Here is a 24,492-nt window from a genome sequence, read left to right as displayed (position 1 = left end):
TGATTGCGCCGATCGCCATGGAAGAGGGTCTGCGCTTTGCAATCCGCGAGGGTGGCCGTACTGTCGGCGCCGGCGTGGTTTCCAAGATCATTGAGTAATATAGATATGGCCAACCAGAGAATTCGTATTCGACTGAAGGCTTTCGATCATCGTCTGATCGACCAGTCTGCGCGTGAAATCGTAGATACCGCCAAGCGCACCGGTGCGCAGGTCCGCGGCCCCATTCCGCTGCCGACCAAGAAAGAGCGGTACACCGTGCTGATTTCTCCGCACGTAAACAAAGACGCCCGTGACCAGTACGAGATCCGTACTCACAAGCGTCTCATGGATATTGTTGATCCGACCGATAAGACCGTCGACGCACTGATGAAGCTGGACCTGGCTGCCGGTGTAGACGTTCAGATCAAACTGAACTGAGGTTAAGAACAATGGCGATTGGAATTGTCGGACGTAAAGTAGGCATGACTCGGGTCTTTACCGAGGATGGTGCCTCTGTCCCCGTCACTGTAATTGAAGTGGAGCCCAACCGGGTTACCCAGATGCGCACCGATGAGGCCGAAGGCTACAGTGCGATGCAGGTAACCACCGGTGAGCGTAAGGCTTCCCGTGTAAACAAAGCGATGGCAGGTCACCTGGCCAAGGCTGGTGTTGAAGCCGGTCGCGGCATGTGGGAGTTCCGCCTGGGTGAAGGCGAAGGTGAAGGCATCGAAGTCGGCGGCGAAATCAAAGTCGATATCTTCGAGGCCGGCCAGATCGTGGATGTGCGCGGAACCAGCCGCGGTAAGGGTTTCCAGGGTGGTGTGAAGCGTCACAACTTCCGTACCCAGGACGCAACCCACGGTAACTCGCTGTCCCACCGTGCACCGGGTTCTATTGGCCAGTGCCAGACCCCTGGGCGCGTGTTCAAGGGCAAGAAGATGGCCGGTCAGATGGGTAACGTTAAGACCACCGTCCAGAATCTGGAAGTGGTTCGCGTTGACGTAGAAAAGAATCTCTTGTTGGTAAAGGGTGCCATTCCCGGCGCTCAGGGTGGCGACGTTGTTGTCACTCCCGCCATCAAGATGGTGAATAAGGGGTAATGCTGATGGACCTCAATGTACAGGCAGGTAGCGGAAGCGCCGAGACCCTCCAGGTCTCCGATGACGTATTCGCTGCAGATTACAACGAAGCCCTGATTCACCAGGTCGTCACCGCCTACATGGCCGGTGGGCGTTCCGGTACCAAGGCTCAGAAGAATCGTTCCGCGGTCAGCGGTGGCGGTGCAAAACCCTGGCGCCAGAAAGGCATGGGTCGTGCGCGCGCCGGTACCATTCGCAGCCCCATCTGGCGCTCCGGTGGTGTGACCTTTGCTGCCAGTCCCCGTGACTACAGCCAGAAGGTGAACAAGAAAATGTACCGCGGTGCGGTTCGTTCCATTCTCTCCGAGCTTGTTCGCTCCGAGCGCCTGGTTGCGGTTTCCGACTTCGCGGTTGAAGCGCCCAAGACCAAAGAGCTGGTCGGCAAGCTGAAAGAGATGGGTCTCGACGGTGCTCTGATCATCACCGAACAGCCCGATGAGAATCTCTACCTGGCTGCGCGCAATGTCTACGATATTGACGTTTGCGGTGTATCAGAGCTTGATCCCCTCAGCCTGGTGGGCTTCGACAAGGTGGTTATGACCTCTGGTGCAATCAAGATTCTCGAGGAGCGTCTGTCATGAATAAAGAGCGTTTGATGCAGGTGCTGCTCAGCCCGGTGGTTTCTGAAAAGAGCACCATCACTGCTGAGGTAAGCCGTCAGTTTGCGTTCAAGGTGGCTCCCGATGCGACTAAGCCGGAGATCAAGAAGGCGGTCGAGCAGATGTTCGACGTCAAGGTGGATTCGGTTCGCGTTGTGAACATCAAGGGCAAGCAGAAGCGTTTCGGTACCGTCATGGGTCGCCGTAACGGCGTTCGTAAGGCCTACGTCAAGCTGGCCGAAGGCAACGATATCGATTTCGGGGCAGGCGCCTGATAGGCCCCGCCAGCGGAAAGATTTAAAGCGGAAGCAAGACAATGGCAATTGTTAAAACAAAACCAACTTCAGCCGGTCGCCGGTTTGTGGTCAAGGTGGTGGACTCCGAGTTGTACAAGGGTGCACCTCACGGTCCTCTTCTGGAGAAGAAGGGCAAGTCCGGTGGTCGTAACAATAACGGTCGCATCACTACCCGTCATCGTGGCGGTGGTCACAAGCAGCGTTACCGTACGATTGATTTCAAGCGTAACAAGGACGGAATCCCGGGAACCGTGGAGCGTATCGAATACGATCCCAACCGCACCGCCAACATTGCGCTGATCAAATACGCAGACGGTGAGCGTCGCTACATCATCGCGCCCAAGGGTGTGAAGGCCGGTCAGGAGATCATCTCCGGCGACGTTGCCGAGATTCGTCTCGGCAACTGCCTGCCACTGCGTAACATCCCGGTGGGTAGTGTTATCCACTGCATCGAGCTCAAGCCTGGCAAAGGTGCGCAGATCGCACGCTCTGCCGGTGCAGCGGTTCAGCTGGTTGCGCGTGAAGGTGAATATGCTACCCTTCGCCTTCGCTCCGGCGAGATGCGCAAGGTTCGCTACGAGTGCCGCGCCGTTATCGGCGAGGTGAGCAACTCCGAGCACAACCTGCGCAAACTGGGTAAAGCCGGTGCTAGCCGCTGGCGCGGTGTTCGTCCCACAGTTCGCGGTGTGGCGATGAACCCGGTAGACCACCCTCATGGTGGTGGTGAGGGTCGTACCTCCGGTGGCCGTCATCCGGTCAGCCCCTGGGGCGTGCCTACCAAGGGTAAGAAGACGCGTACCAACAAGCGCACGGATAAGATGATCGTGCGTCATCGCAATCGCAAGTAAACGGAACTGAGGTAGAGATATGCCACGTTCAATTAAAAAAGGTCCGTTTGTGGACCATCATTTGACCAAGAAGGTCGATGAGGCGGTTGCGAGCAACAGCAAGCGTCCCATTAAGACCTGGTCTCGCCGCTCCATGATTTTGCCGGAGATGGTTGGACTGACCATCGCTGTGTACAACGGCAAGCAGCACGTGCCTGTTCTGGTTTCCGAGAACATGGTTGGACATAAACTTGGCGAGTTCGCGCTGACCCGTACCTATCGTGGTCATGCGGCGGACAAGAAAACCAAATAATCGGGGATTGAGAAATGCAAGCAGAAGCCAAACTGCGCTTTGCGCGTATCTCGGCCCAGAAGGGTCGCCTGGTAGCTGACCAGATCCGTGGTCTGCCGGTTGAACAGGCGCTGAACACCCTTGCCTTCTCCAAGAAGAAGGGTGCTGCCCTGATGAAGAAGGTACTCGACTCCGCTATCGCGAATGCCGAGAACAACGAGGGTGCGGACATCGACGAGCTGAAGGTTTCAATGGTGGCTGTCGATGAGGGTCCGACCATGAAGCGGATCCGCGCACGTGCCAAAGGCCGCGCGGCTCGAATTTTAAAGCGTACCAGTCACATTACTGTGGCTGTGTCGGATAAGTAAGGCAAGAGAGGCCATTATGGGTCAGAAAGTACATCCAACTGGCATTCGGCTGGGCATCGTCAAAGAGTGGACGTCCAAGTGGTATGCGGACTCTAAAAACTACGCCGATCTGCTGAATACCGATCTTGAAGTTCGGGATTACCTGAAGAAGCGCCTCTCCCAGGCCTCCGTCAGCCGTATTCAGATCGATCGCCCGGCAAACAATGCCCACATTACCATTCACACCGCCCGTCCTGGCCTGGTGATTGGTAAGAAAGGTGAAGATATTGATGCACTGCGTTCCGAGGTTTCCCAGCGTATGGGTATCCCGGTTCACATCAGTGTAGAAGAGATCCGCAAGCCGGAGCTCGACGCACAGCTGGTTGCAGAGAGTATCACTCAGCAGCTTGAGCGCCGCATCATGTTCCGTCGTGCAATGAAGCGTTCTGTACAGACCGCTATGCGTCTTGGCGCCGAAGGCGTCAAGATCAATATTGCAGGCCGACTGAATGGCGCAGAGATTGCTCGTAACGAGTGGTACCGCGAAGGTCGCGTACCTCTTCACACCCTGCGTGCTGATATCGACTACGGCTTTGCGGAAGCAAATACTACTTACGGAATCATCGGTGTGAAGGTTTGGATCTTCAAGGGTGAAGTGTTCGAGGGAGCACAGGTTGCCCAGGAAGAGGAAGCTGCGGCGCCGAAGCGTAAGCCCGGAAAGAGGGCCTAAACGATGTTGATGCCGAAACGGACAAAATTCCGCAAACAGATGAAGGGTCGCAACCGCGGCTTGGCGAATCGGGGCGGCAAGGTGAGCTTTGGCGAGTTCGGCCTGCAGTCTGTAGCCCGTGGCCAGATCACCTCACGCCAGATCGAGGCGGGTCGTCGTGCGATCACCCGTCACGTGAAGCGTGGTGGTAAAGTCTGGATCCGCGTGTTCCCCGACAAGCCGATCACCAAGAAGCCCCTGGAAGTACGTCAGGGTAAAGGTAAGGGTAATGTGGAGTATTGGGTATGCCTGATCCAGCCTGGCCGCATGCTGTACGAGATCGAAGGTGTATCCGAAGAGCTCGCACGCGAAGCGTTCGCGCTGGCAGCAGCGAAACTGCCCTTTAAGACCACATTCGCAAAACGGACGGTATTGTGATGAAGGTAAGTGAACTTCGGGAAAAAAACCCCGCAGAATTGGAAGAATCCCTGCTTGATCTGCGCAAGGAGCAGTTCAACCTGCGCATGCAACAGGGTACCGGGCAGCTGGCTCGCCCTTCCGAGATGAACCGGGTGCGTAAAGAGATTGCCCGCATCAAGACCGTGTTGAATGAACAGAAAGCAGGTGAAGCATGATGAGCGAGCAGACTACTAGCAATCGCACGCTTCAGGGCCGCGTGGTCAGCGACGGTATGGACAAGTCCATCACTGTTCTGGTTGAGCGCCGTGTTAAGCACCCGATCTACGGCAAATTCGTGCGTCGCTCCACCAAGGTGCATGCTCACGACGAGACCAACGAGTGTGGTATCGGTGATGTTGTAGTTGTTGAGCAATGCCGTCCACTGTCCAAGACCAAGACCTGGCGTCTGGTCAAGGTGGTTGAAAAGGCATCTTGAAGCCGGCCCGTAAGTACAGGCGGTTTTCGGATTACTGATTATTAGATTGGAATAGACCAATGATCCAGATGCAGACAATGCTGAACGTCGCAGATAACAGCGGCGCCAAGCGAGTCCAGTGTATTAAAGTGCTGGGTGGCTCGCACCGTCGTTATGCCGGTATCGGGGATATTATTAAAGTGAGCGTCAAGGACGCCATTCCCCGTGGCAAGGTAAAGAAAGGCGACGTCTACAATGCAGTTGTGGTTCGCACCAGAAAAGGCGTGCGTCGTCCCGACGGTTCTCTGATCCGTTTTGACGGCAATGCCGCGGTGTTGCTGAATGCTCAGCTGCAGCCTATCGGAACCCGTATTTTCGGCCCGGTTACCCGTGAACTGCGTAGCGAACGATTCATGAAGATCATCTCGCTCGCACCGGAAGTGCTTTAAGGGGTTGGTCATGGCAATTCGTAAGATCAAGAAAGGTGATGAAGTCGTTGTCATCGCAGGTAAAGACAAGGGCAAGCAGGGCACCGTCCTGCGCGTCATCGACGACGAAAAAGTTGTTGTTGAAAACATTAACATGGTGAAGAAGCACGCCAAGGCAAACCCCATGAAGGGTGAGCCTGGTGGCATCCTTGATAAAGAGATGCCGCTGGCGATTTCCAATGTTGCGATCTACAACCCGAACACCGGCAAGGCCGACCGGGTTGGCATCAAGACACTGGAAGATGGCTGCAAAGTGCGCTACTTCAAGTCCAACGGCGAAGTCGTGGACATTTGAGGCGGATAGTAAAATGGCAAGATTACACGAACTTTACCGCGACCAGATTGTAGCTCAGCTGCAGGAGAAACTCGGCTTCAAGAGCGTGATGGAAGTGCCGAAGATCACCAAGATCACCCTCAACATGGGTGTCGGCGACGCTGTGGGCGACAAGAAGGTTATGGAATTCGCAGTCTCCGACATGGAGAATATCGCAGGCCAGAAAGTGGTCGTAACCAAGGCACGTAAATCCGTGGCGGGCTTCAAGATCCGTGACGGTTGGCCCATCGCCTGCATGGTTACCCTGCGTCGCGAAAGAATGTACGAATTTCTGGATCGACTGATCAACATCGCGATCCCCCGTATTCGTGACTTCCGTGGTCTGAGTGCCAAGTCCTTTGATGGGCGCGGCAATTACAGCATGGGCGTGAAGGAACAGATCATGTTCCCCGAGGTCGACTACGACAAGGTCGATAAGCTGCGTGGTCTGGATATCGTTATCACCACTACGGCTAAGAATGACGAAGAAGGGCGCGCTCTGCTCGAGGCGTTCAATTTTCCGTTCAAAAACTGAGAATTTACCTATGGCAAAAAAGAGCATGTTAGCTCGTGAAGCAAAGCGGGCCAAGGCGGTAGCAAAGTACGCAGCCAAGCGTACCGAGCTCAAGGCGATCATCAACAACCCGGAGAGCACCGTAGAGCAGGTTGACGAAGCAGTTCTGAAGCTGCAGAAGCTGCCTCGCGATTCCAGCTCCTCCCGTCAGCAGCGTCGCTGCCGCGTCAGTGGCCGCCCGCACGCCGTTTACCGCAAATTTGGTCTGTGCCGGAACAAGCTTCGTGAAGCCGCGATGTGCGGTGACGTTCCGGGGCTTGTTAAAGCCAGCTGGTAAATGTAGAATACGCGCCCCACTGTTAGTGTGGGGTGTATTTCTTCTGATCCGCCCCGGGCGGATTTTGTGCAATCGTTTAGGTATCGCGCCGCTTTTTGCTGCGGACTGACCTGGAAGGTTTAAAAATTATGAGTATGTCTGATCCAGTCGCGGATATGTTGACGCGTATCCGTAATGGTCAACAAGTCGGAAAAGTGGCTATTTCCATGCCCGCTTCCAAGCAGAAAGCTGCTGTCGCCCAGCTCCTCCAGGACGAAGGCTACATCAGTTCTTTCTCCGTTGCCGATGTTGATGGTAAATCCATTCTCAATGTCGAGCTCAAGTATTTCCAAGGCAAACCTGTCATTGAAGAGATCCAGCGCGTAAGTCGTCCTGGTCTGCGCATCTATAAAGGCAAGCAAGAGCTGCCCAAGGTGCGTGGTGGACTCGGTATTGCCATCATCTCCACATCCAAAGGCCTGATGAGCGATCGTGCCGCCCGTGCTGCGGGCCACGGTGGTGAAGTTGTGGCCTACGTGGCGTAATCGGAGGGCTGTCTAATGTCACGTATAGCAAAAGCTCCGATTACTATCCCTTCCGGCGTCGATATCAATATCGCCGGTAGTGATGTCACGGTAAAGGGTTCCAAGGGTAACCTGCAGATCGCTCTGCATGATTCGGTCCAGGTCTCCCAGGAAGATGGCGCGATCAATGTCAGTCCCAAGGATGACAGCGCCGGCGACCAGTGGGCCATGGCGGGTACTTTCCGTTCCCTGATCAACAGCATGGTTATCGGCGTCAGCACAGGCTTCCAGAAGAAGCTGCAGCTGATCGGCGTTGGTTACCGTGCCCAGGCCAAGGGCAAGGTGCTGAACCTGAACCTCGGCTTCTCCCACCCGGTGGACTACGCGGTGCCTGAAGGCATCACCATCGAAACGCCTTCCCAGACCGAGATCGTCGTATCCGGCTGCGACAAGCAGAAGGTTGGCCAGGTGGCTGCAGAGATCCGTGCTTATCGTCCGCCTGAGCCCTACAAGGGTAAGGGTGTTCGTTATGCTGATGAGCACGTGGTTCGTAAAGAAGCCAAGAAGAAATAAAGGGTAAGAGACGATGGATAAGAAAACCTCACGTCTGCGTAGAGCGCGACGCGCCCGCGCAAAGATACGGGAGCTGCGGGTACATCGCCTGACCATCTTCCGTACCCCGAGGCACATGTATGCCCAGGTCATCGCGCCTAACGGTTCCGATGTCGTGGCAGCAGCCTCCACCAACGAAAAAGCCGTCAAGGCAGAGATCGAAGGTGCAGCTGGCAATTCATCAGCAGCCGCTGCCGTTGGCAAGATGGTTGCTGAGCGCGCCAAGGCGGCCGGTATCGAGCGCGTAGCGTTCGATCGTGCTGGCTTCAAGTATCACGGCCGGGTCAAAGCGTTGGCTGACGCTGCCCGCGAAAACGGCCTTCAGTTCTAAGGGGTGGCTATGTCTAACTACAATGTGAACCCGGAAGGCGACGAGCTGATTGAAAAGCTCATCAGCGTCAACCGTGTGGCCAAGGTGGTCAAGGGTGGCCGCATCTTCGGTTTTTCTGCACTGACTGTAGTCGGTGACGGTGCCGGTCGTATCGGCTTCGGAACTGGCAAGGCACGCGAAGTGCCTGTAGCCATTCAGAAGGCGATGGAGAGCGCGCGCCGCAACATGCGTGAAGCCAAGCTCAACGAGGGTACCCTGCAGTATCCGCTGATTGGCCGTCACGGTGCAGCCAAGGTCTACATGCAGCCTGCATCCGAAGGTACCGGTATCATCGCCGGTGGTGCCATGCGTGCCGTATGCGAGGCAGTTGGCGTGCAGAACGTTCTGGCCAAGTGCATCGGTACCAACAACCCGATCAACGTGGTTCGCGCCACCATCAATGCGCTGACCGAAATGACTGATCCTGAGTCTGTTGCTGCCAAGCGCGGCAAGACCGTAGAAGAGATTCTGGGGTAAGCCATGGCTGACAAGAAAATGATGAAGGTAACCCTGGTGCGCAGCATTAACGGCCGCCTCGAAAGCCACAAGGCTTGCGTGCGTGGACTGGGACTGCGTCGTATCCACCAGACCGTTGAGGTCGAGGACACTCCTGCCACCCGTGGCATGACTAACAAGGTGTCCTACATGGTAAAGGTTGAGGAAGCTTAAGATGCGTCTGAATTCCATCAAGCCTGCAGAAGGCGCCAAGAAAGATGTCAAGCGCGTCGGTCGCGGAATCGGTAGCGGATTTGGCAAGACCTGTGGCCGTGGCCACAAGGGCCAGAAGTCCCGTTCCGGCGGTTTCCACAAGGTCGGTTTCGAAGGCGGCCAGATGCCGCTGCAGCGTCGCTTGCCCAAGGTTGGTTTTACCTCCCGCAAGGGTCGCTACACCGCCGAAGTTCGTCTCGACGAGCTGGCGAAAATCGAAGCTGAAGTCGTTGATCTGAAAGCACTGCAGGATGCGGATATCGTTAACGGTTCCATCAAGCGTGCGAAAGTGATTCTCTCCGGCAAGATCGAAAAGGCAGTGACCGTCAAGGGTCTGGGCGTCACCAAGGGTGCACGCGCTGCAATCGAAGCCGCCGGCGGAAAAATCGAGGACTAAACTGAATGGCCGCTCAGGGTGCAATGTCCGGCGCAGTTGCCGGAATGGGAAAGTTCACCGAACTGCGTCAGCGACTCTTTTTTGTCCTGGGCGCACTCCTGGTTTTCCGCATCGGAACCTTTATTCCGGTTTCCGGTGTCAACCCGCAGGCGGTTGCTGCTTTATTTGATCAGCAGCAGGGCACCATCATCGACATGTTCAACATGTTTTCCGGTGGTGCACTCGAGCGTGCCAGCCTGTTTGCGCTGGGTATCATGCCCTACATCTCTGCATCCATTATCATGCAGCTGATGGCGGCGGTGATTCCCAAGCTGGAACAGCTGAAGAAAGAGGGTGAGCAGGGTCGTCGCAAGATCGCTCAATACACCCGCTACGGTACTGTTGTTCTGGCGACCTTCCAGGCTGTCGGTGTCTCCATTGCGCTGCAGTCACAGCAGGCAGGCGGTATGCCGGTTGTGGCCATGCAGGGTGCGGGCTTTGTATTCACTGCTGCAGTGAGCCTGGTCACCGGTACCATGTTCCTGATGTGGCTGGGTGAGCAGATCACCGAGCGCGGGCTGGGTAATGGTATCTCGCTGATCATTTTCGCGGGCATCGTTGCCGGACTGCCTTCGGCAATTGGCGGCACCCTCGAGCTGGTACGTACCGGCGAGATGAACGCCGTTACGGTGCTGGCCCTGTTCATTCTGGCTGTTGCGGTCACCGCTTTCGTGGTGTTCGTCGAGCGCGGACAGCGTCGCATTACCGTGAACTACGCCCAGCGTCAGCAGGGCCGGAAGATGTTCGCTGCCCAGAGCAGTCATCTTCCCCTGAAGCTCAACATGGCCGGTGTGATTCCGCCCATTTTTGCTTCGAGTATTATTCTGTTTCCGTCAACGCTGGGACAGTGGGTTGGAACGCAGGAAAATATGCGTTGGCTGCAGGATATCGTCGGCAAGCTTTCTCCGGGCGAACCGGTCTACGTATTGCTGTATGCCATGGCGATCATCTTTTTCTGCTTCTTTTATACGGCCCTGGTCCTCAACTCGAAAGAGACCGCGGATAACCTCAAGCGCTCCGGCGCCTTTATCCCGGGTTACAGGCCAGGTGAGCAGACTGCCAAGTACATCGACAACGTGATGTCGCGTTTGACCTTCGCGGGTGCGATCTACATTACCGCGGTCTGCCTGTTGCCGGAATTTTTGATCGTTGGCTGGAACGTGCCCTTCTACTTCGGTGGCACCTCCCTGCTGATTATCGTAGTGGTTGTCATGGACTTCATGGCGCAGGTGCAGGCACATCTGATGTCGCACCAGTATGAAGGTCTCATGAAGAAAGCGAATCTTAAGGGTGGAGGTGCAGGTCTCCTGCGCTGATCCTGAATACGAATTCACTGAATTTTGGAGATTGAGCCATGAAAGTAAGGGCTTCCGTTAAAAAGATCTGCCGTAACTGCAAGATCATCCGTCGCAACGGTGTTGTGCGCGTGATCTGCAAGGAACCCCGGCATAAGCAGCGCCAAGGCTAACAAGTGGTTTTGGTGCTTGTGTTGATTTGAATTTCCAGTTAAAGTTACGCGTTTTCCGCGCGTGACGTGGATGAGATTTATTTACCCAGGAGTAGCCAGATGGCTCGTATTGCAGGCGTCAATATTCCGGACCGTAAACATACGGTTATCGCATTGACCTCGATTTATGGAATCGGTCGTACCCGCGCAGCAGAAATCTGCGATGCAGCCGGTATCGCCCAGGACAGCAAGATCATTGATCTGTCTGAGGGAGAAGTCGAATCACTGCGTGCCGAAGTTGCAAAGTTCACCGTAGAGGGTGACCTGCGCCGTGAGATTTCCATGAACATCAAGCGTCTCATGGATCTGGGCTGTAACCGTGGTATTCGTCACCGTCGTGGCTTGCCGGTTCGTGGTCAGCGTACCCAAACCAACGCTCGTACCCGCAAGGGACCGCGTCGCCCGATTAAGAGATAAACGTCCATCAGGTACAACCTGATGGGATTTGAAAGACTAGTTCGTAGGAACAGGTAAATGGCAAAACCAACCAGCCGTTCGCAGAAAAAGGTTAACAAGACTGTTACCGACGGTGTGGCTCACATCCACGCCTCGTTCAATAACACCATCATTACCATTTCTGATCGTCAGGGTAATGTGTTGTCCTGGGCCACTGCAGGTGGTTCCGGCTTCCGTGGTTCACGCAAGAGCACCCCGTTTGCAGCCCAGGTGGCCGCAGACCGTGCCGGCGAAGCAGCCAAGGACTACGGTGTTAAAAACCTTGATGTCAACGTAAAGGGCCCCGGTCCTGGTCGTGAGTCTGCAGTGCGCGCACTCAACAATGCCGGTTTCAAGATAACCAGCATCGTAGACGTCACCCCCATTCCGCACAACGGCTGCCGCCCGCCTAAAAAGCGTCGCGTTTGATCTGGAGTTTTATACGTCATGGCAAGGTATATCGGACCAAAATGTAAGCTTAACCGTCGCGAAGGAACCGACCTGTTCCTGAAGAGCCGCGTACGTTCGCTGGACTCTAAGTGCAACATGGAGAAGCAGCCCGGTCAGACCACTGATCGTCGCCGCCGTCTCTCCGACTACGGCCTGCAGCTTCGCGAGAAGCAGAAGATGCGCCGTATGTACGGTGTTATGGAGAAGCAGTTCCGTAACTATTATGCGAAGGCCGCACAGGCCAAGGGCGCAACCGGTGAAAACCTGTTCCGCCTGCTCGAGCGGCGCCTGGACAATGTCGTCTACCGCATGGGCTTTGGCAGCACCCGCTCCGAGTCCCGTCAGCTGGTGAGCCACAAGGCGATCCTGGTTAACGGTACTATTGTGAACGTGCCATCCTACAATGTTCAGGCTGAAGACGTGATCGAGATTCGCGAAAAGGCCAAAAAGCAGGTTCGCATTCAGAGCTCCCTGCAGCTGGCTGAGCAGTACGGCTTTGTTGATTGGATCGAGGTCGACACCAAGGGCATGAAGGGTACCTTCATGCGCCTGCCCGATCGCAGCGAACTGCCTGCCGAGATCAGCGAATCGCTGGTCGTCGAACTGTACTCCAAGTAAGGGATAGCATAAGAGGTCTTCGATGCCAGAATTTGTTACCGATTTTCTGAAGCCGCGGCTGGTCAACGTTCAGGCCATTAACGAACGCCACGCGAAGGTCTCCCTGGAGCCCATGGAGCGCGGCTTCGGTCATACCTTGGGCAACGCGCTGCGTCGCATCCTGCTCTCCTCCATGCCCGGCTGCGCCGTGATCGAGGCTGAGATTGAAGGCGTGCTGCACGAGTACACCACCATCGAGGGTGTACAGGAAGACGTGCTTGAGATTCTGCTGAATCTCAAAGACCTGGCTGTGATCATGCATGCCAAGAACGAAGCTACCCTGACCCTGAAGAAGAAGGGCCCCGGTGCTGTTCTGGCCAGCGACATCACGCTGGATCACGACGTAGAGATTGCTAACCCGGATCATGTGATTGCCAACCTGACCAAGGATGGCGAGATCAGCATGACCCTGAAGGTTGCACGCGGCATCGGCTACCAGCCTGCTGCCGTTCGCCAGGCAGCTGCTGGTGAGGATCGTCCCATCGGTCGTCTGCAGCTGGATGCCACTTTTTCCCCGGTTCGCCGTGTCGCATACGCCGTTGAAGCGGCTCGTGTTGAACAGCGTACCGACCTGGATCGCCTGGTTATCGACCTGGAGACCAACGGTACCATTAATCCCGAAGAGGCTATTCGCAACGCCGCGACCATCCTCCAGGATCAGCTCTCTGCCTTCGTCAAGCTGGATGAGACTCCTGCTGTCGGTGCAGAGCCCGAGCCGGAAGGTCCGACCATTGACCCGATCCTGCTGCGTCCGGTAGATGATCTCGAGCTGACCGTTCGTTCCGCGAACTGTCTGAAGGCTGAGAACATCTTCCTGATCGGTGACCTGATTCAGCGCACCGAAGTAGAGCTTCTGAAGACGCCTAATCTCGGCAAGAAGTCTCTGACAGAGATTAAGGATGTCCTTGCGACCCGCGGCCTTTCCCTGGGAATGCGCCTCGAGAACTGGTCGCCCGAGGCGTCGAGTAAATCGTCGGCCGTATAACGACCGGTATATAGAAACCGTTTTTAGTATTAACTTAGTTTTAGGGAAGTCGATCCATGCGTCATCGTAAATCCGGACGGCAACTGAATCGTAACAGTGTCCACAGAAAGGCAATGTTTCGCAACATGACCTGCTCACTGTTGCGTCACGAGCTGATTAAAACCACCCTGCCCAAGGCAAAAGAGCTGCGTACCGTCGCAGAGCCTCTCATCACCATGGGCAAGACCGACAACGTTGCGAAGCGCCGTCTTGCTTTCGATCGCCTGCGCGATAAGGAAGCCGTCGGCAAGCTGTTCAGCGAGATCGGTCCTCGCTACCAGGATCGTCCTGGTGGCTACATCCGTATCCTCAAGTGCGGTTACCGTCCAGGTGACAAGGCCCCCATGGTCTACGTCGAGCTGGTGGATCGTCCTGAGCCCGAAGTGGATATGGAAGAGGCTGCTGTAGAAGCCGAATAAGTTATTGCTGTGCAAATAACGCGAAAGAGCCGGGCTAACGCCCGGCTTTTTCGTTTCTGTGCTTTATTCCTGGATGGCGAACCACCCATACAAAATCAAGCGCATCGCACTCTTCACCGACTTTGGTCACCAGGGTCCCTACCTGGGCCAGATGAAGGCTGTCCTCGCCGATGCAGGCGTGCCGGTGATTGATCTTCAGTCTGATGCGCCTACCTTCAACCCCAAAGCATCCGCCTATCTCCTCGCAGCGATCAGGCGCAACATGCCCCAATGTATGCTCTATCTGTCGGTAGTCGATCCCGGTGTAGGTGGGGAAAGGGCGCCCTTGATCGTCTGGTCGGGGGGCGACTGCTTTGTCGGTCCGGACAACGGCCTGTTTTCCTAGGTCATCAATCCGGATAGTGCGCAAGTTCAAGCTATCGAGTGGCGCCCCGAAATGCTCTCGGACAGTTTCCACGGGCGTGATCTGTTCGCGCCTGTCGCAACGAAGATCTGCCGTGGTGAGGCGGTAAAATCAAAAGCGGTATCCCAGGAAAGCATTATCGGATCTGATTGGCCTGAAGAGTTGTCTGAGGTGATCTACGTGGATCACTATGGCAACCTAGTTACCGGCTTGAAAGGCGATGGCCTGGAAAAGAATCACAGGCTAGCGATTGCAGATCAGGAGATCGTTTATGCCAGGGCATTCTGCGAGGCAGAACCGGGCCAGCCCTTCTGGTATGTGGATTCTTTCGGCCTGTTAGAGATTTCCGTCAACCAGGGGCGTGCAAATAAGTTGCTTGGTGGAAGAGTCGGCGACCGGGTTGAAGTAATCTCAGGCTAGGTCTCTATCGAGCCTGTCGGAATGCTATTTCTGCTTATCAAGCAGAGGCTTTAGATATTCTCCAGTATATGACCCCGCTGTTTCTGACACCTCTTCAGGTGTGCCCCGGGCAATGATCTGCCCGCCCCGTTTACCGCCTTCCGGACCCAGGTCAACGATCCAGTCAGCCGTCTTGATCACGTCCAGGTTGTGTTCGATCATCGCCACCGTGTTGCCATGGTCGCGCAGGCGGTGGAGTACTTCCAGCAGGTGTTTCACGTCGTGGAAGTGGAGGCCGGTTGTGGGTTCGTCGAGTATGTAGAGGGTGCTGCCGGTGTCGCGCTTGGATAACTCGCGGGAGAGTTTCACCCGCTGTGCCTCGCCGCCGGACAGGGTGGTGGCGTTCTGCCCGAGGGTGATATAAGAGAGGCCGACGTCCATCAACGTATTGAGCTTGCGCTTGATGGCGGGAATGGCATCGAAGAAGGGTAGGGCGTCTTCCACTGTGAGGCTCAGTACCTCGTCGATGTTCTTCCCCTTGTAGCGGATATCCAGGGTCTCGCGGTTGTAGCGCCTACCCTTGCAGACATCGCACTGTACGTAGACGTCTGGCAGAAAATGCATCTCTACCTTGATGACGCCGTCGCCCTTGCAGGCCTCGCAGCGGCCACCCTTGACGTTGAAGCTGAAGCGGCCCGGGGTGTATCCCCTGGAGCGCGCCTCCTGGGTGCCAGCGAAGAGTTCGCGTATGGGTGTGAACAGGCCGGTATAGGTTGCCGGGTTGGAGCGGGGGGTGCGGCCGATGGGGCTCTGGTCGATGTCCACCACCTTGTCGAAATTCTCCAGGCCTTCGATAGCAACATGCGGGGCGGCTTCCATCTTTGCGTTGTTGAGTTTTACCGCTGCCAGGGGGTAGAGGGTGTCGTTGATGAGGGTGGATTTTCCCGAGCCCGATACGCCGGTGATGCAGGTGAGCAGGCCAACGGGGAGTTCGAGATCCACGGACTGGAGGTTGTTGCCGCTGGCACCGCTGAGTTTGAGCTTCAGCAGGTCATTTATAGGAACACGCTCCTTGGGCAAATCGATGGTCTGCTTGCCGGAGAGATAGGCGCCGGTGAGTGAGGCCGGGTTGGCGGCCACATCGTCTGCCGTGCCCTGGGCGATGATCTCGCCGCCGTGAACACCTGCGCCGGGGCCGATGTCCACCACGTGGTCGGCGGTGCGGATGGCATCTTCGTCGTGCTCCACCACGATCACCGTGTTGCCCAGGTCCCGCAGGTAGGTGAGGGTGTTGAGCAATCGTTCGTTGTCCCGCTGGTGCAGGCCGATGGAGGGTTCGTCGAGAATGTACATCACGCCCACCAGGCCGGCGCCGATTTGGCTGGCCAGTCGAATGCGCTGGGCTTCACCGCCGGAGAGGGTCTCTGCGCTGCGCTCCAGGCTGAGATAATCCAGGCCTACGTTGACCAGGAAGCTCAGGCGCTGGGTAATCTCCTTGGCCACCTTGGCCGCGATCTCCCCCTGCTTTCCGGGTAGATCCAGGTTTTGAAAGTAGTGCAACGCCTTGGCGATGGGCATGGCCGCGATCTGGGGCAGGGTGTGGTCGTCGACGAAGACGTGGCGTGCTGCCTCGTTTAGCCGTGTACCTTCACAATCCCGGCAGGGATGAATGGAGAGGTAACGACTGAGCTCCTCGCGCACGGCGTTGGACTCGGTGTCGCGGTAGCGCCGCTCCATGTTGGGAATGATTCCCTCGAACGGGTGGCTCTTGAAGTAGCTGCTGCCCTTCTCGTTGAAGTAGCTGAACTTGATTTCCTCGTCGCCGCTGCCGAAGAGCACCATGTTCTGATGATCGGGAGAGAGTTTCTCCCAGGGTGTCTCCACGTCGAGCCCGAAATGCTCGCCCAGGGAGCGGATCATTTGGAAGTAGTAGGCGTTGCGGCGGTCCCAGCCACGTACGGCGCCTGCGGCCAGGCTCAGCTGGGGCTGCAGAATCACCTGCTCAGGGTCGAAGAACTGCTCCATGCCCAGGCCGTCGCAGGTGGGGCAGGCGCCAGCCGGGTTGTTGAAGGAGAAGATCCGGGGTTCCAGTTCATCGATGCTGTAGCCACAGTGGGGGCAGGCAAAGTTTGCAGAAAAGGTCAGCTCATCGCGTTCAGGCTCATCCAGCCAGGCGACACGAACCAGTCCGCTGGAGAGACAGAGAGCGGTCTCGAAAGACTCTGCCAGCCGCAGGCCGATGTCTTCGCGTACCTTGAAGCGGTCCACCACGGCTTCGATGGTGTGCTTCTTGTGCAGATCCAGGGGTGGTGGCTCGTCCAGTTCATAGATTTCGCCATCGATGCGGGCGCGTATGAAGCCCTGGGCGTTGAGCTCGGCGAGCAGCTTGTGGTGCTCTCCCTTGCGCTCGGCAACCACCGGGGCGAGCAGCATCAGCTTACTGCCCTCGGGCAGTTCCATTACCTGGTCCGCCATCTGGCTGATGGTCTGGGCCTCCAGGGGTGTGCCGTGTTCCGGGCAGCGGGGTATTCCGGCGCGTGCGAAGAGCAGGCGCAGGTAGTCGTGAATCTCTGTGATGGTGCCTACGGTGGAACGCGGATTGTGAGAGGTGGTTTTCTGCTCGATGGAGATGGCGGGGGAGAGCCCCTCGATGTGGTCGATATCCGGTTTCTCCATCATGGAGAGAAACTGCCGGGCGTAGGCGGAGAGGGACTCCACGTACCGTCGCTGCCCCTCGGCATAGATGGTGTCGAAGGCAAGGGATGATTTTCCTGAGCCCGAGAGGCCGGTGATAACGATCAGTTTGTCCCGGGGCAGGTCCAGATCGATATTCTTGAGATTGTGGGTACGGGCACCCCGGATATAAATACTGTCCATCGACTTACCAGCTGTTGAGCGAACCTGATACTATACGCCGTCTTTAAGTTACGAGCCAAAAGCGGTTTCGATGAATTCAGAAAAAGAACAGAAACAGTCGGGAATGTCTCCCGTGGAGTCCAGGGCCGCCTTCTCCTTAGCAGGAATCTTTTCCCTGAGAATGCTGGGTCTTTTCATGATCCTGCCGGTGTTTGCGCTGTATGCCGAGGAGTTGCAGGGGGTTACTCCCGTGTTGATCGGCGTGGCCATCGGTGCCTACGGCCTGACCCAGGCCCTGCTGCAGATCCCCTTCGGCATGTTGTCCGACCGCATCGGTCGCAAGCCGGTGATCATTGGCGGACTGCTGATCTTCGCACTGGGTAGCGTGGTGGCCGCCATGGCCGACACCATCTGGGGCGTGATCCTGGGGCGTGCATTGCAGGGCAGTGGCGCCATTGCCGCGGCGGTGATGTCCCTGGCCGCGGACCTGACCCGTGAGCAGAATCGCACGAGAGTGATGGCTGTGATCGGCCTCAGCATCGGCATGGCCTTCGCGGTCTCCCTGGTGCTTGGCCCGATGCTGAATGCGGTCATCGGCGTGCCGGGTATCTTCTGGCTGACTGCGGTGCTGGCGGTGTTCGGAATCGGCATCGTGCTCAACCTGGTGCCTGACCCCCGCGAGAGCCACTTCCACCGGGATACGGAGCCGGTGCCGGCCATGTTCGGCAAGGTACTGCGAAATGCCAACCTGGTTCGGTTGGATATCGGTATTTTCACGTTGCATATGATTCTGACCGCTACCTTCATTGCCATTCCCCTGGCGCTGAGGGATTTCGCCGGCCTGGAGGGTGCGAACCACTGGATGGTCTATTTGCCGGTGTTGCTGCTCGCCATGGGGCTGATGATTCCCTTCGTGGTCATCGCCGAGAAGCGCAGAAAGATGAAAGGGGTGTTTCTGGGTGCGGTGTTCGCCATCGCGCTGGCCCAGTTCGGCTTCATGTGGCTGCACCAATCCATCGTGGGTATCGGTTTCGCCCTGTTGGTCTACTTCACCGCCTTCAACGTGCTGGAGGCGACCCTGCCGTCGCTCATTGCCAAGGTGGCCCCTGCAGAGAGCAAGGGTACCGCCATGGGCGTCTACTCCACCTCCCAGTTCATAGGGGCGTTTCTGGGTGGCCTGATCGGTGGCTTGGTCTATGCTGAATACGGCCTGCAGGGCGTGTTTCTGTTTGGTGCCATTACCACCCTATTCTGGCTGGCTGTAGCGTCGGGTATGCAGAAGCCAAGCTATTTCATGTCTTACCTGATCAAGGTGGGCAGGATGGACGATGCCCAGGCGTGGGAACTCCAGGCCCAGTTGCGGGAGATTGAAGGCGTTGGGGATGCTGCTGTGGTGGGTGAAGAGGGCGTTGCCTACCTAAAGGTTGATTCCCAGGTTGTGAATTATGAGGCCCTGGAGAAGTTTTCCGTCGAGGAAAAGGTGGTAGACTAAGCCCCTATTTACATTAATCGGCGTATGGATGAAGTCGGGATCTGAGGAGGAGATATGGCCAGTAGAGGCGTCAACAAAGTAATTCTGATCGGTAACCTGGGGGCTGATCCCGAAACACGTTATATGCCCAGTGGCGGTGCGGTGACCAATGTCCGCCTGGCGACCTCCGAGACCTGGAAGGACAAGAACACCGGCGAGACCCAGGAGCGCACCGAGTGGCATCGGGTGGTCTTCTTCAACCGCCTGGGCGAGATAGCCGGCGAATACCTGAAGAAGGGATCCAAGATCTTCGTCGAGGGCAGCATCCGCACCCGCAAGTGGCAGGGTCAGGACGGCCAGGATCGCTACACAACGGAGATCGTGGGCAACGAGATGCAGATGCTCGACAGCCGTGGTGCAGGCAGCGCCGCATTCGATTCGGGAGCCCAGCAGGGCGCACCGGCCTCGGCCCCATCCGCACCGGCCCCCTCCATGCCGGATGAAGGATTCGACGACGACATACCCTTCTAGGATCAACCTAAGAACGTTTTCGATTAAAACCCCTGTTAAGTGACCTGCTTCAGGGGTTTTTTCTTGCCTGGTGTACCCAGCAACAGTGGGAAACAAGCGAATAACTATACTGAGTATATGGCTCTGTTTTCTCTGTCCGGGTAATTATGCTGCATATTTTTGGATTCGGCTCCATGGTTCGGGCACTGAAGCCCAGTTTCACCTTGCTGATGGTTTTGCTGTTCACCATTACGGGAGGTGCTTTCGGCTATTGGTGGGGGAACGTGTATTCCAGGAAAATGCAGTATCGGATGCAGGCAAGCATGCCGAGTTTTACCGTCAACAGCTGAACGCGTTACTCAACCGTTATGAATTGATGCCTGACGTGGCTCAAATCTGCCCTTGCATCAAGGATGTCTTGAGAGACCCGGGAAGTGAGGACGATGTGGATCAGGCCAACCGGGTGCTCGAGGATATGGCTATTCGGACTGGCGTATCTGCAGCCTATGTCATGGGCCTCGACGGAAAAACGTTCGCGGCGAGCAATTGGAACAGCGCTGGCTCTTTCGTAGGTAAAAACTACGGCATACGTCCCTATTTCAAAACGGCAGTGAAAGGGGGGATGGGACGTTATGTCGCCATCGGAATCACCTCTCGCAAGCTGGGTTACTACCTGGCCAAACCGGTTAAGGAGGGAGAGGAGATATTAGGTGTTGGCGTGGTCAAGGTTGGCTTGGATCAAACAGAACTATGGCTGTGCGAGGAAGCTGTTCGGTCCGGTGTGGAGATTGCGCTCCTGGATGAAGACGGTGTCGTATTCCTGGCTTCGAATTCAGATTGGCAATTCCGTCCCGTCAATGCCCTTTCAGAGGATAAGAAGCAGGCGATACGCAAGGCCCGCCGTTATGAGGGAAGTGATCTCGAGGCGCTTCCGATCCGCCAGGTACGTCGCCTGGATGCTCAAAGCCGGTATGTCCACATCGGCATCGCCGACTCCATAGACTATATCGCCCGGCGCATTCCGTTGACAGGTACGGATTGGTACCTGGAGGCCTATATGTCGTTGGAATCCAGGCGTTCCGAGGTATACGGATATACCCTGTTTGGTGCATTGTCGATGTTGACCGTTGCCTTATTGTTGGCGGTCGTTGGTGTCAGGGAGATGTATCGCAAGCAGCTGCTCGATGTTGCCATAAGGGATCCGTTAACGGGCCTCTATACACGGTTTTACATGAATGAGGCTATCCCTGCCCTTATCGCCAGGCATGCCCGCAATACGAGCGAGGGGCTGACCGTCATCATGTTCGACCTGGATCATTTCAAACGGGTTAACGATGACTACGGACACCATGCGGGGGACAAGGTGCTTCAGATGGTGGGCAACACCCTGCCCAACCAATTGCGAGGCGATGATATTGCCGTACGTTATGGTGGAGAGGAACTGGTTGTCTTCATCCAGGGTGGAGGGCTTGAAAGTGGTTTGGAGCTTGCCGAAAGAGTACGCATAAACGTAGCTGAACTGGCGGTGGAAGTGAATCATCATGTTGTGTCTGTCACCCTCAGTGCCGGGCTTGCAGTTCATGGAGCCGATGAGTCGTTGGATAGTCTCATGAGGCGTGCCGACGAGAAACTTTACCAGGCCAAGCAGGGTGGTCGCGACAGGGTCTGTGCCTGAGCTGCCAAAGTAATCAGCCACTGCAAGCCAAGGCTCTCAGGGGTTGTTTCTTCCATGGGGAAATTCCCGCCTGGCTCGCTAGCGATCTGCCTTCGATAATGACAGCTTCATGCGGATACCGTTGGCAAGTGCGGTGCCGAGGAGAATCATGGCGCAACCGGTCAGCATGCTGATGCTGATGGTGATGGGTTCATGCAGGAACCAGTAGCCCCAGGTGATGGCAAATAGCGGAATCAGATAGGTGACTGTCAAGGTCTGGGTTGGGCCGATCTGCCGAATAAGGTGGAAATAGAGAACGAATGCGAGTGAGGTCGAAAGTACCGCAAGGCCGATCACCGACAGGACAACGGTCGCGTCGGGTGTCTGTGTCGGGAGGAACAGGGGCATCAGGGGAATCAGCAGAAGGGCGGCGCTCAACTAGCTGCCGGTCACGTAGACCAGGGGTGGTAGCTCGGTCAGGTGCCGTTTCGTGTAGTTGGCGGCAAATACGTAGGAGAGCGCGGTCAGCAACCCGGCGCCCACCGAGAGAGTAGATGGCGGCGCCATGCCGCCCTCCTGCCAGCCCATCAGCAGCACCACGCCCATGAAGCCCAGAACAATGCCGATGACTTTTCCCGTGCCGAGGTTTTCCTTGATCACAAGATAGGCAAACAGGGCGCTGAAAATGGGCATAGTCCCATTGAGTATGGATGTGAGTCCGGCAGAGAGTTCAATTGAAGCATAAGCCAGCAGGCTGAACGGCAGGGCGGCGTTCTGGCAGCCGACGATGAGCAGCCCCCGGTAGTTGGAAAACAGCTCAAGGAGTTGGCCGCGCAGCAGAATTACCGGCAGCAGCACGAGTCCGGCAATCAGTACCCTGAATTCGATCAACCAGACGGCACCAAGTACGGGTGCGGCGATGCGCATGAAGAGAAAGGATGCTCCCCAAAGTGCGCCCAGAAAAAGCAAAATGGAAAAATGAAGTCGATTCATGTTCTGACAGCAGGAGTGTACGCAATTGCCATCCTACCACGGCGGTTCTTGGCGAAGGGTGGAACTTAGGACAAAATTTACTCTCCAACAATGGGATGTTTAACCGCAACTGATTTTCGAGAGCAGATGAACAGCGTCAGACGTATTCTTGTTGTCGCACTGGCAATTACCTCACTCCTTGTCGCCTTGCCCGCCAGTGCTGCGCTGCCAGCGGCTGTGGATGGCAAGTCACTGCCCAGCCTTGCACCCATGCTGGAGCGGGTTACTCCCGCCGTGGTGAATATATCCACCGTGACCCATATCAAGCGGGAGGAGAATCCCCTGTTCAGCAACTCCTTCTTTCGCCTTTTTTTTGATCTGCCTTCCCTGCAGCCCCGGAAGAAAAAGAAGAAGAGCACCAGCCTGGGTTCTGGGGTGATAATCGACGCTGAAAAGGGCTACGTGCTGACCAACAGCCACGTCATCGACAAGGCGCACGAGATCAGGGTGACGACCCATGACGGCAGGCGCCTTGAAGCCAAACTCATTGGCGCCGACCCTGAGACAGACGTGGCGGTATTGCAGATTGGCCCCGAAAATCTCTCCGCCTTGAAGGTGGCGGATTCTGACAAGCTGCGGGTCGGCGACTTCGTGGTGGCAATCGGCAACCCCTTTGGTCTCAGCCAGACCGTGACCTCCGGTATCGTCAGCGCCCTGGGTATCGAGGGCTACGAGAACTTCATACAGACCGATGCCTCCATCAACCCGGGCAACTCCGGTGGCCCCCTGGTGAACCTGCGGGGTGAGCTGGTGGGTATCAATACCGCGATTCTAGCGCCGGGTGGTAGCAACGTGGGTATCGGCTTTGCCATCCCTGCCAACATGGTGCGCGCCATCATGAGGCAGCTGGTGGCCCATGGCGAGGTGCGTCGTGGGGCCTTCGGTATCAGCATGCAGGAGCTGGATTACGACCTGAAACAGGTACTTGGGCTTGAGAACGGCGAAGGTGCCGTGGTGGTGGAAGTAAGTCCCGGCACCGCGGCTGAGAAGGCAGGTGTCCAGGTGGGGGATCTTATCACCGCGCTCAACGGTAAAGCGATAAAAGGGGCTGCCTCACTTCGTGTTCAGCTGGCCCTTCTGCAGATCGGGGAAGAGATCAGCATGGATGTCATCAGGGAGGGCAGGAAGCACACCCTGCGCTCCAGGATACAGGACCCCTTCGAACAGTATACCGAAGGCGGCATGATGTCCGATCAGCTGGCGGGAGCGATGCTGCTGGAAATTGCCGATGAGTCCAGCTATGGGAAATTCCCCGCCATTCGAGTGGGCAAGGTGGAGCAGGGCAGCCCGGCATCCCGTTCGGGAGTGCGTGCCGACGATGTGATCATCGAGGTCAATCGCAAGCGGGTGAAGAACTTCTCGGATCTGAAAAGTGTTGCCCGCAAGGGTATCTACCAGCTCAAGCTGCGCAGAGGTGACAGTATTGTCTCCTTTGTGTCACGGTAATTTAGTGACTGGATAATCACGCCTGACATTTAGGGGCGTTATGTTCGCTTCATGGCACTATAATTAAAGATGAAGCGACATACGCCAGTGGCAGGTCCGCGGGTGAATGTGAGCTTCTCTCTTCCAGTCAGGCGGGTTTCTAACATGTCGTATCAGAAACGAATCGAAGAGATGGTGGGTGAGCACGTGGCCCACTTTTAAAGTGAACTGACCTCGGCCAAGGCGATGGAAGGGAGCATTGAAAATGTCCCTATGCCTTACGGTTATCCCCTTGCGGTCTACAGGCCGCTCAATGTCTGCCAGGTACCCCAAGTCAGGAAATTCGTCGCCGAGACCGGCGGCAGGCTGAGCAATGGTGTTCCCAAGGTGCTGCGCCACGAAATTATCGATGGCAACCTACTTGGGATATACAACCGAAAACAACACTAGGCGACAGTGATCTCCTGGGAGAGATAGGCGTCCTGAATGGCGTTGAGCAGCGCCACACCCTCTGCCATCGGTCTCTGGAAGGCCTTGCGGTCCGAATGGGCGGTGACACGATCGATGAAATCGCTTCCCGGCAGCTGTAGCTGATCCTTGGAGATTCCCTTGCAGTTGTGGCTCAGTAGGGATTCTGACTCATCTCCAAGTATGCTGACGATATTGGTCATCTCCATTCCCTCGCGCCCGGTGTCTGAGCGAGGAAGTGTAGTTCAAATTCTCATGTCCCATTGTTACGGGAAGGCGACAACCCAGGCGCAATCGGGCTGTAACAGTAGGAGCGAACTTGTTCGCGAACTGCTTCGATCGCTGACCGCCATGGAAGGCTGAAAGCCGAGGCGGTTAGTCCCCGGTAGTCGTGAGGCCGCACTGCTTGCCCGTCGTGTGCGCAGCACGCTAGAGGGGA

40 protein-coding genes are annotated in these 24,492 nt (G+C 56.5%); 36 read left to right on the top strand and 4 right to left on the bottom strand.

What is annotated here, in order from left to right; all coding sequences use genetic code 11:
• The 31 genes from BOW53_RS06230 to BOW53_RS13690 form a co-directional block, all read left to right on the top strand.
• Positions 1-98: EF-Tu C-terminal domain-related protein (locus tag BOW53_RS06230; RefSeq protein ID WP_019562169.1), on the top strand; the 98-nt coding region annotated here is incomplete at its 5' end.
• A 7-nt stretch (positions 99-105) separates the two neighbouring features.
• Complete coding sequence (gene rpsJ / locus BOW53_RS06225; protein ID WP_078486813.1) at positions 106-417, top strand: 30S ribosomal protein S10; 312 nt, start codon at positions 106-108, stop codon at positions 415-417.
• An 11-nt stretch (positions 418-428) separates the two neighbouring features.
• Positions 429-1,079, top strand: coding sequence for a 50S ribosomal protein L3 (rplC, locus tag BOW53_RS06220; RefSeq protein WP_078486810.1), 651 nt, complete (start codon positions 429-431; stop codon positions 1,077-1,079).
• Between the two features lie 5 nt (positions 1,080-1,084).
• A complete protein-coding gene (gene rplD / locus BOW53_RS06215; protein WP_078486818.1) occupies positions 1,085-1,699 on the top strand; it encodes a 50S ribosomal protein L4 in 615 nt (204 codons plus the stop codon).
• Positions 1,696-1,992, top strand: coding sequence for a 50S ribosomal protein L23 (gene rplW / locus BOW53_RS06210; RefSeq protein ID WP_078486808.1), 297 nt, complete (start codon positions 1,696-1,698; stop codon positions 1,990-1,992). Before rplD ends, rplW begins: the two co-directional genes overlap by 4 nt.
• A gap of 41 nt (positions 1,993-2,033) precedes the next feature.
• Positions 2,034-2,861 (top strand): 50S ribosomal protein L2, encoded by an 828-nt coding sequence (gene rplB / locus BOW53_RS06205; RefSeq protein ID WP_078486806.1) that lies wholly within the window; start codon positions 2,034-2,036, stop codon positions 2,859-2,861.
• Positions 2,862-2,880: 19 nt separating this feature from the next.
• Entirely contained in the window at positions 2,881-3,153 is a 273-nt protein-coding gene (gene rpsS / locus BOW53_RS06200; RefSeq protein WP_078486805.1) for a 30S ribosomal protein S19, read from the top strand.
• Positions 3,154-3,167: 14 nt separating this feature from the next.
• Positions 3,168-3,500 (top strand): 50S ribosomal protein L22, encoded by a 333-nt coding sequence (gene rplV / locus BOW53_RS06195; protein WP_078486803.1) that lies wholly within the window; start codon positions 3,168-3,170, stop codon positions 3,498-3,500.
• Positions 3,501-3,516: 16 nt separating this feature from the next.
• Positions 3,517-4,209: a 30S ribosomal protein S3 gene (gene rpsC, locus BOW53_RS06190; protein WP_078486801.1), complete on the top strand. Its 693-nt coding sequence runs from the start codon at positions 3,517-3,519 to the stop codon at positions 4,207-4,209.
• Between the two features lie 3 nt (positions 4,210-4,212).
• Positions 4,213-4,626: a 50S ribosomal protein L16 gene (gene rplP, locus BOW53_RS06185; protein ID WP_078486799.1), complete on the top strand. Its 414-nt coding sequence runs from the start codon at positions 4,213-4,215 to the stop codon at positions 4,624-4,626.
• Positions 4,626-4,823, top strand: a complete 198-nt coding sequence (gene rpmC, locus BOW53_RS06180) for a 50S ribosomal protein L29 (RefSeq protein ID WP_078486797.1) — start codon at positions 4,626-4,628, stop codon at positions 4,821-4,823. The genes rplP and rpmC overlap by 1 nt, the downstream gene beginning before the upstream one ends.
• Positions 4,823-5,083 (top strand): 30S ribosomal protein S17, encoded by a 261-nt coding sequence (gene rpsQ / locus BOW53_RS06175; protein WP_078486817.1) that lies wholly within the window; start codon positions 4,823-4,825, stop codon positions 5,081-5,083. The genes rpmC and rpsQ overlap by 1 nt, the downstream gene beginning before the upstream one ends.
• Before the next feature lie 59 nt (positions 5,084-5,142).
• Complete coding sequence (gene rplN, locus BOW53_RS06170) at positions 5,143-5,511, top strand: 50S ribosomal protein L14 (protein ID WP_078486796.1); 369 nt, start codon at positions 5,143-5,145, stop codon at positions 5,509-5,511.
• Positions 5,512-5,527: 16 nt separating this feature from the next.
• Positions 5,528-5,845: a 50S ribosomal protein L24 gene (gene rplX / locus BOW53_RS06165; protein WP_078486815.1), complete on the top strand. Its 318-nt coding sequence runs from the start codon at positions 5,528-5,530 to the stop codon at positions 5,843-5,845.
• Positions 5,846-5,858: 13 nt separating this feature from the next.
• On the top strand, positions 5,859-6,398 hold the full coding sequence (gene rplE, locus BOW53_RS06160) for a 50S ribosomal protein L5 (RefSeq protein ID WP_078486794.1): 540 nt from the start codon (positions 5,859-5,861) through the stop codon (positions 6,396-6,398).
• A 10-nt stretch (positions 6,399-6,408) separates the two neighbouring features.
• On the top strand, positions 6,409-6,714 hold the full coding sequence (gene rpsN / locus BOW53_RS06155) for a 30S ribosomal protein S14 (protein WP_078486792.1): 306 nt from the start codon (positions 6,409-6,411) through the stop codon (positions 6,712-6,714).
• A 128-nt stretch (positions 6,715-6,842) separates the two neighbouring features.
• Positions 6,843-7,238: a 30S ribosomal protein S8 gene (gene rpsH, locus BOW53_RS06150; protein ID WP_078486790.1), complete on the top strand. Its 396-nt coding sequence runs from the start codon at positions 6,843-6,845 to the stop codon at positions 7,236-7,238.
• A 15-nt stretch (positions 7,239-7,253) separates the two neighbouring features.
• Positions 7,254-7,790 carry a 50S ribosomal protein L6 gene (gene rplF, locus BOW53_RS06145; protein ID WP_078486788.1) on the top strand — a complete coding sequence of 179 codons (537 nt, stop codon included), beginning with the start codon at positions 7,254-7,256 and terminating at the stop codon, positions 7,788-7,790.
• Between the two features lie 13 nt (positions 7,791-7,803).
• Positions 7,804-8,160, top strand: a complete 357-nt coding sequence (gene rplR, locus BOW53_RS06140) for a 50S ribosomal protein L18 (protein WP_078486786.1) — start codon at positions 7,804-7,806, stop codon at positions 8,158-8,160.
• Between the two features lie 9 nt (positions 8,161-8,169).
• A complete protein-coding gene (rpsE, locus tag BOW53_RS06135; RefSeq protein WP_078486784.1) occupies positions 8,170-8,676 on the top strand; it encodes a 30S ribosomal protein S5 in 507 nt (168 codons plus the stop codon).
• 3 nt (positions 8,677-8,679) lie between these two features.
• On the top strand, positions 8,680-8,868 hold the full coding sequence (rpmD, locus tag BOW53_RS06130; RefSeq protein ID WP_078486782.1) for a 50S ribosomal protein L30: 189 nt from the start codon (positions 8,680-8,682) through the stop codon (positions 8,866-8,868).
• Position 8,869: 1 nt separating this feature from the next.
• A complete protein-coding gene (gene rplO, locus BOW53_RS06125; RefSeq protein ID WP_078486780.1) occupies positions 8,870-9,304 on the top strand; it encodes a 50S ribosomal protein L15 in 435 nt (144 codons plus the stop codon).
• A 5-nt stretch (positions 9,305-9,309) separates the two neighbouring features.
• Positions 9,310-10,659 (top strand): preprotein translocase subunit SecY, encoded by a 1,350-nt coding sequence (gene secY, locus BOW53_RS06120; protein WP_078486778.1) that lies wholly within the window; start codon positions 9,310-9,312, stop codon positions 10,657-10,659.
• A gap of 38 nt (positions 10,660-10,697) precedes the next feature.
• On the top strand, positions 10,698-10,811 hold the full coding sequence (gene rpmJ, locus BOW53_RS06115) for a 50S ribosomal protein L36 (RefSeq protein ID WP_078486776.1): 114 nt from the start codon (positions 10,698-10,700) through the stop codon (positions 10,809-10,811).
• Between the two features lie 99 nt (positions 10,812-10,910).
• Positions 10,911-11,267, top strand: a complete 357-nt coding sequence (gene rpsM, locus BOW53_RS06110; RefSeq protein ID WP_078486774.1) for a 30S ribosomal protein S13 — start codon at positions 10,911-10,913, stop codon at positions 11,265-11,267.
• Between the two features lie 57 nt (positions 11,268-11,324).
• Positions 11,325-11,714 carry a 30S ribosomal protein S11 gene (gene rpsK / locus BOW53_RS06105; protein ID WP_078486772.1) on the top strand — a complete coding sequence of 130 codons (390 nt, stop codon included), beginning with the start codon at positions 11,325-11,327 and terminating at the stop codon, positions 11,712-11,714.
• A gap of 18 nt (positions 11,715-11,732) precedes the next feature.
• Positions 11,733-12,353, top strand: a complete 621-nt coding sequence (gene rpsD, locus BOW53_RS06100) for a 30S ribosomal protein S4 (RefSeq protein ID WP_078486771.1) — start codon at positions 11,733-11,735, stop codon at positions 12,351-12,353.
• 22 nt (positions 12,354-12,375) lie between these two features.
• Positions 12,376-13,377, top strand: a complete 1,002-nt coding sequence (locus tag BOW53_RS06095; protein WP_078486769.1) for a DNA-directed RNA polymerase subunit alpha — start codon at positions 12,376-12,378, stop codon at positions 13,375-13,377.
• Between the two features lie 56 nt (positions 13,378-13,433).
• Positions 13,434-13,835, top strand: coding sequence for a 50S ribosomal protein L17 (rplQ, locus tag BOW53_RS06090; RefSeq protein ID WP_078486768.1), 402 nt, complete (start codon positions 13,434-13,436; stop codon positions 13,833-13,835).
• A gap of 73 nt (positions 13,836-13,908) precedes the next feature.
• Positions 13,909-14,220 (top strand): SAM-dependent chlorinase/fluorinase, encoded by a 312-nt coding sequence (locus tag BOW53_RS13695; protein ID WP_342748412.1) that lies wholly within the window; start codon positions 13,909-13,911, stop codon positions 14,218-14,220.
• Between the two features lie 51 nt (positions 14,221-14,271).
• Positions 14,272-14,658 (top strand): SAM hydrolase/SAM-dependent halogenase family protein, encoded by a 387-nt coding sequence (locus tag BOW53_RS13690; RefSeq protein ID WP_342748411.1) that lies wholly within the window; start codon positions 14,272-14,274, stop codon positions 14,656-14,658.
• Between the two features lie 24 nt (positions 14,659-14,682).
• Here the strand turns inward: BOW53_RS13690 and uvrA are convergent, their stop codons facing one another.
• A complete protein-coding gene (uvrA, locus tag BOW53_RS06080) occupies positions 14,683-17,514 on the bottom strand; it encodes an excinuclease ABC subunit UvrA (RefSeq protein ID WP_078486767.1) in 2,832 nt (943 codons plus the stop codon).
• A 70-nt stretch (positions 17,515-17,584) separates the two neighbouring features.
• On the opposite strand from uvrA, the gene BOW53_RS06075 reads away from it, so the two are divergent.
• The 3 genes from BOW53_RS06075 to BOW53_RS06065 all read left to right on the top strand — a co-directional run bounded on the left by BOW53_RS06075 (position 17,585) and on the right by BOW53_RS06065 (position 21,149).
• Positions 17,585-18,985, top strand: coding sequence for an MFS transporter (locus BOW53_RS06075; protein ID WP_245832021.1), 1,401 nt, complete (start codon positions 17,585-17,587; stop codon positions 18,983-18,985).
• A gap of 54 nt (positions 18,986-19,039) precedes the next feature.
• Positions 19,040-19,495: a single-stranded DNA-binding protein gene (gene ssb / locus BOW53_RS06070; RefSeq protein WP_078486763.1), complete on the top strand. Its 456-nt coding sequence runs from the start codon at positions 19,040-19,042 to the stop codon at positions 19,493-19,495.
• A gap of 253 nt (positions 19,496-19,748) precedes the next feature.
• A complete protein-coding gene (locus BOW53_RS06065; RefSeq protein ID WP_135607028.1) occupies positions 19,749-21,149 on the top strand; it encodes a sensor domain-containing diguanylate cyclase in 1,401 nt (466 codons plus the stop codon).
• 78 nt (positions 21,150-21,227) lie between these two features.
• Here BOW53_RS06065 and BOW53_RS13165 read toward each other — a convergent pair whose 3' ends face one another.
• Both BOW53_RS13165 and BOW53_RS13160 read right to left on the bottom strand, forming a co-directional pair.
• Positions 21,228-21,566: a DMT family transporter gene (locus BOW53_RS13165; RefSeq protein WP_245832020.1), complete on the bottom strand. Its 339-nt coding sequence runs from the start codon at positions 21,564-21,566 to the stop codon at positions 21,228-21,230.
• The gene (locus BOW53_RS13160) at positions 21,567-22,121 is read right to left on the bottom strand and encodes a DMT family transporter (protein ID WP_245832019.1); all 555 of its coding nucleotides are present in this window, start codon (positions 22,119-22,121) and stop codon (positions 21,567-21,569) included.
• A 126-nt stretch (positions 22,122-22,247) separates the two neighbouring features.
• Here BOW53_RS13160 and BOW53_RS06055 point away from each other — a divergent pair, with 126 nt between their 5' ends.
• Positions 22,248-23,606, top strand: a complete 1,359-nt coding sequence (locus BOW53_RS06055) for a Do family serine endopeptidase (RefSeq protein WP_078486758.1) — start codon at positions 22,248-22,250, stop codon at positions 23,604-23,606.
• A gap of 252 nt (positions 23,607-23,858) precedes the next feature.
• Positions 23,859-24,035 carry a hypothetical protein gene (locus BOW53_RS12755; protein WP_216641089.1) on the top strand — a complete coding sequence of 59 codons (177 nt, stop codon included), beginning with the start codon at positions 23,859-23,861 and terminating at the stop codon, positions 24,033-24,035.
• Here BOW53_RS12755 and BOW53_RS06050 read toward each other — a convergent pair.
• The gene (locus tag BOW53_RS06050; RefSeq protein WP_135607027.1) at positions 24,032-24,256 is read right to left on the bottom strand and encodes a hypothetical protein; all 225 of its coding nucleotides are present in this window, start codon (positions 24,254-24,256) and stop codon (positions 24,032-24,034) included. The two genes, BOW53_RS12755 and BOW53_RS06050, sit on opposite strands and share 4 nt — an antisense overlap.
• Positions 24,257-24,492: the final 236 nt, after the last annotated feature.

It is taken from the genome of Solemya velesiana gill symbiont (assembly GCF_002020805.1).
GTDB lineage: Bacteria > Pseudomonadota > Gammaproteobacteria > Chromatiales > Chromatiaceae > Sedimenticola_A.
Note: the sequence above shows the minus strand (reverse complement) of the source record. Positions and strands in the feature narration are given on the sequence as shown.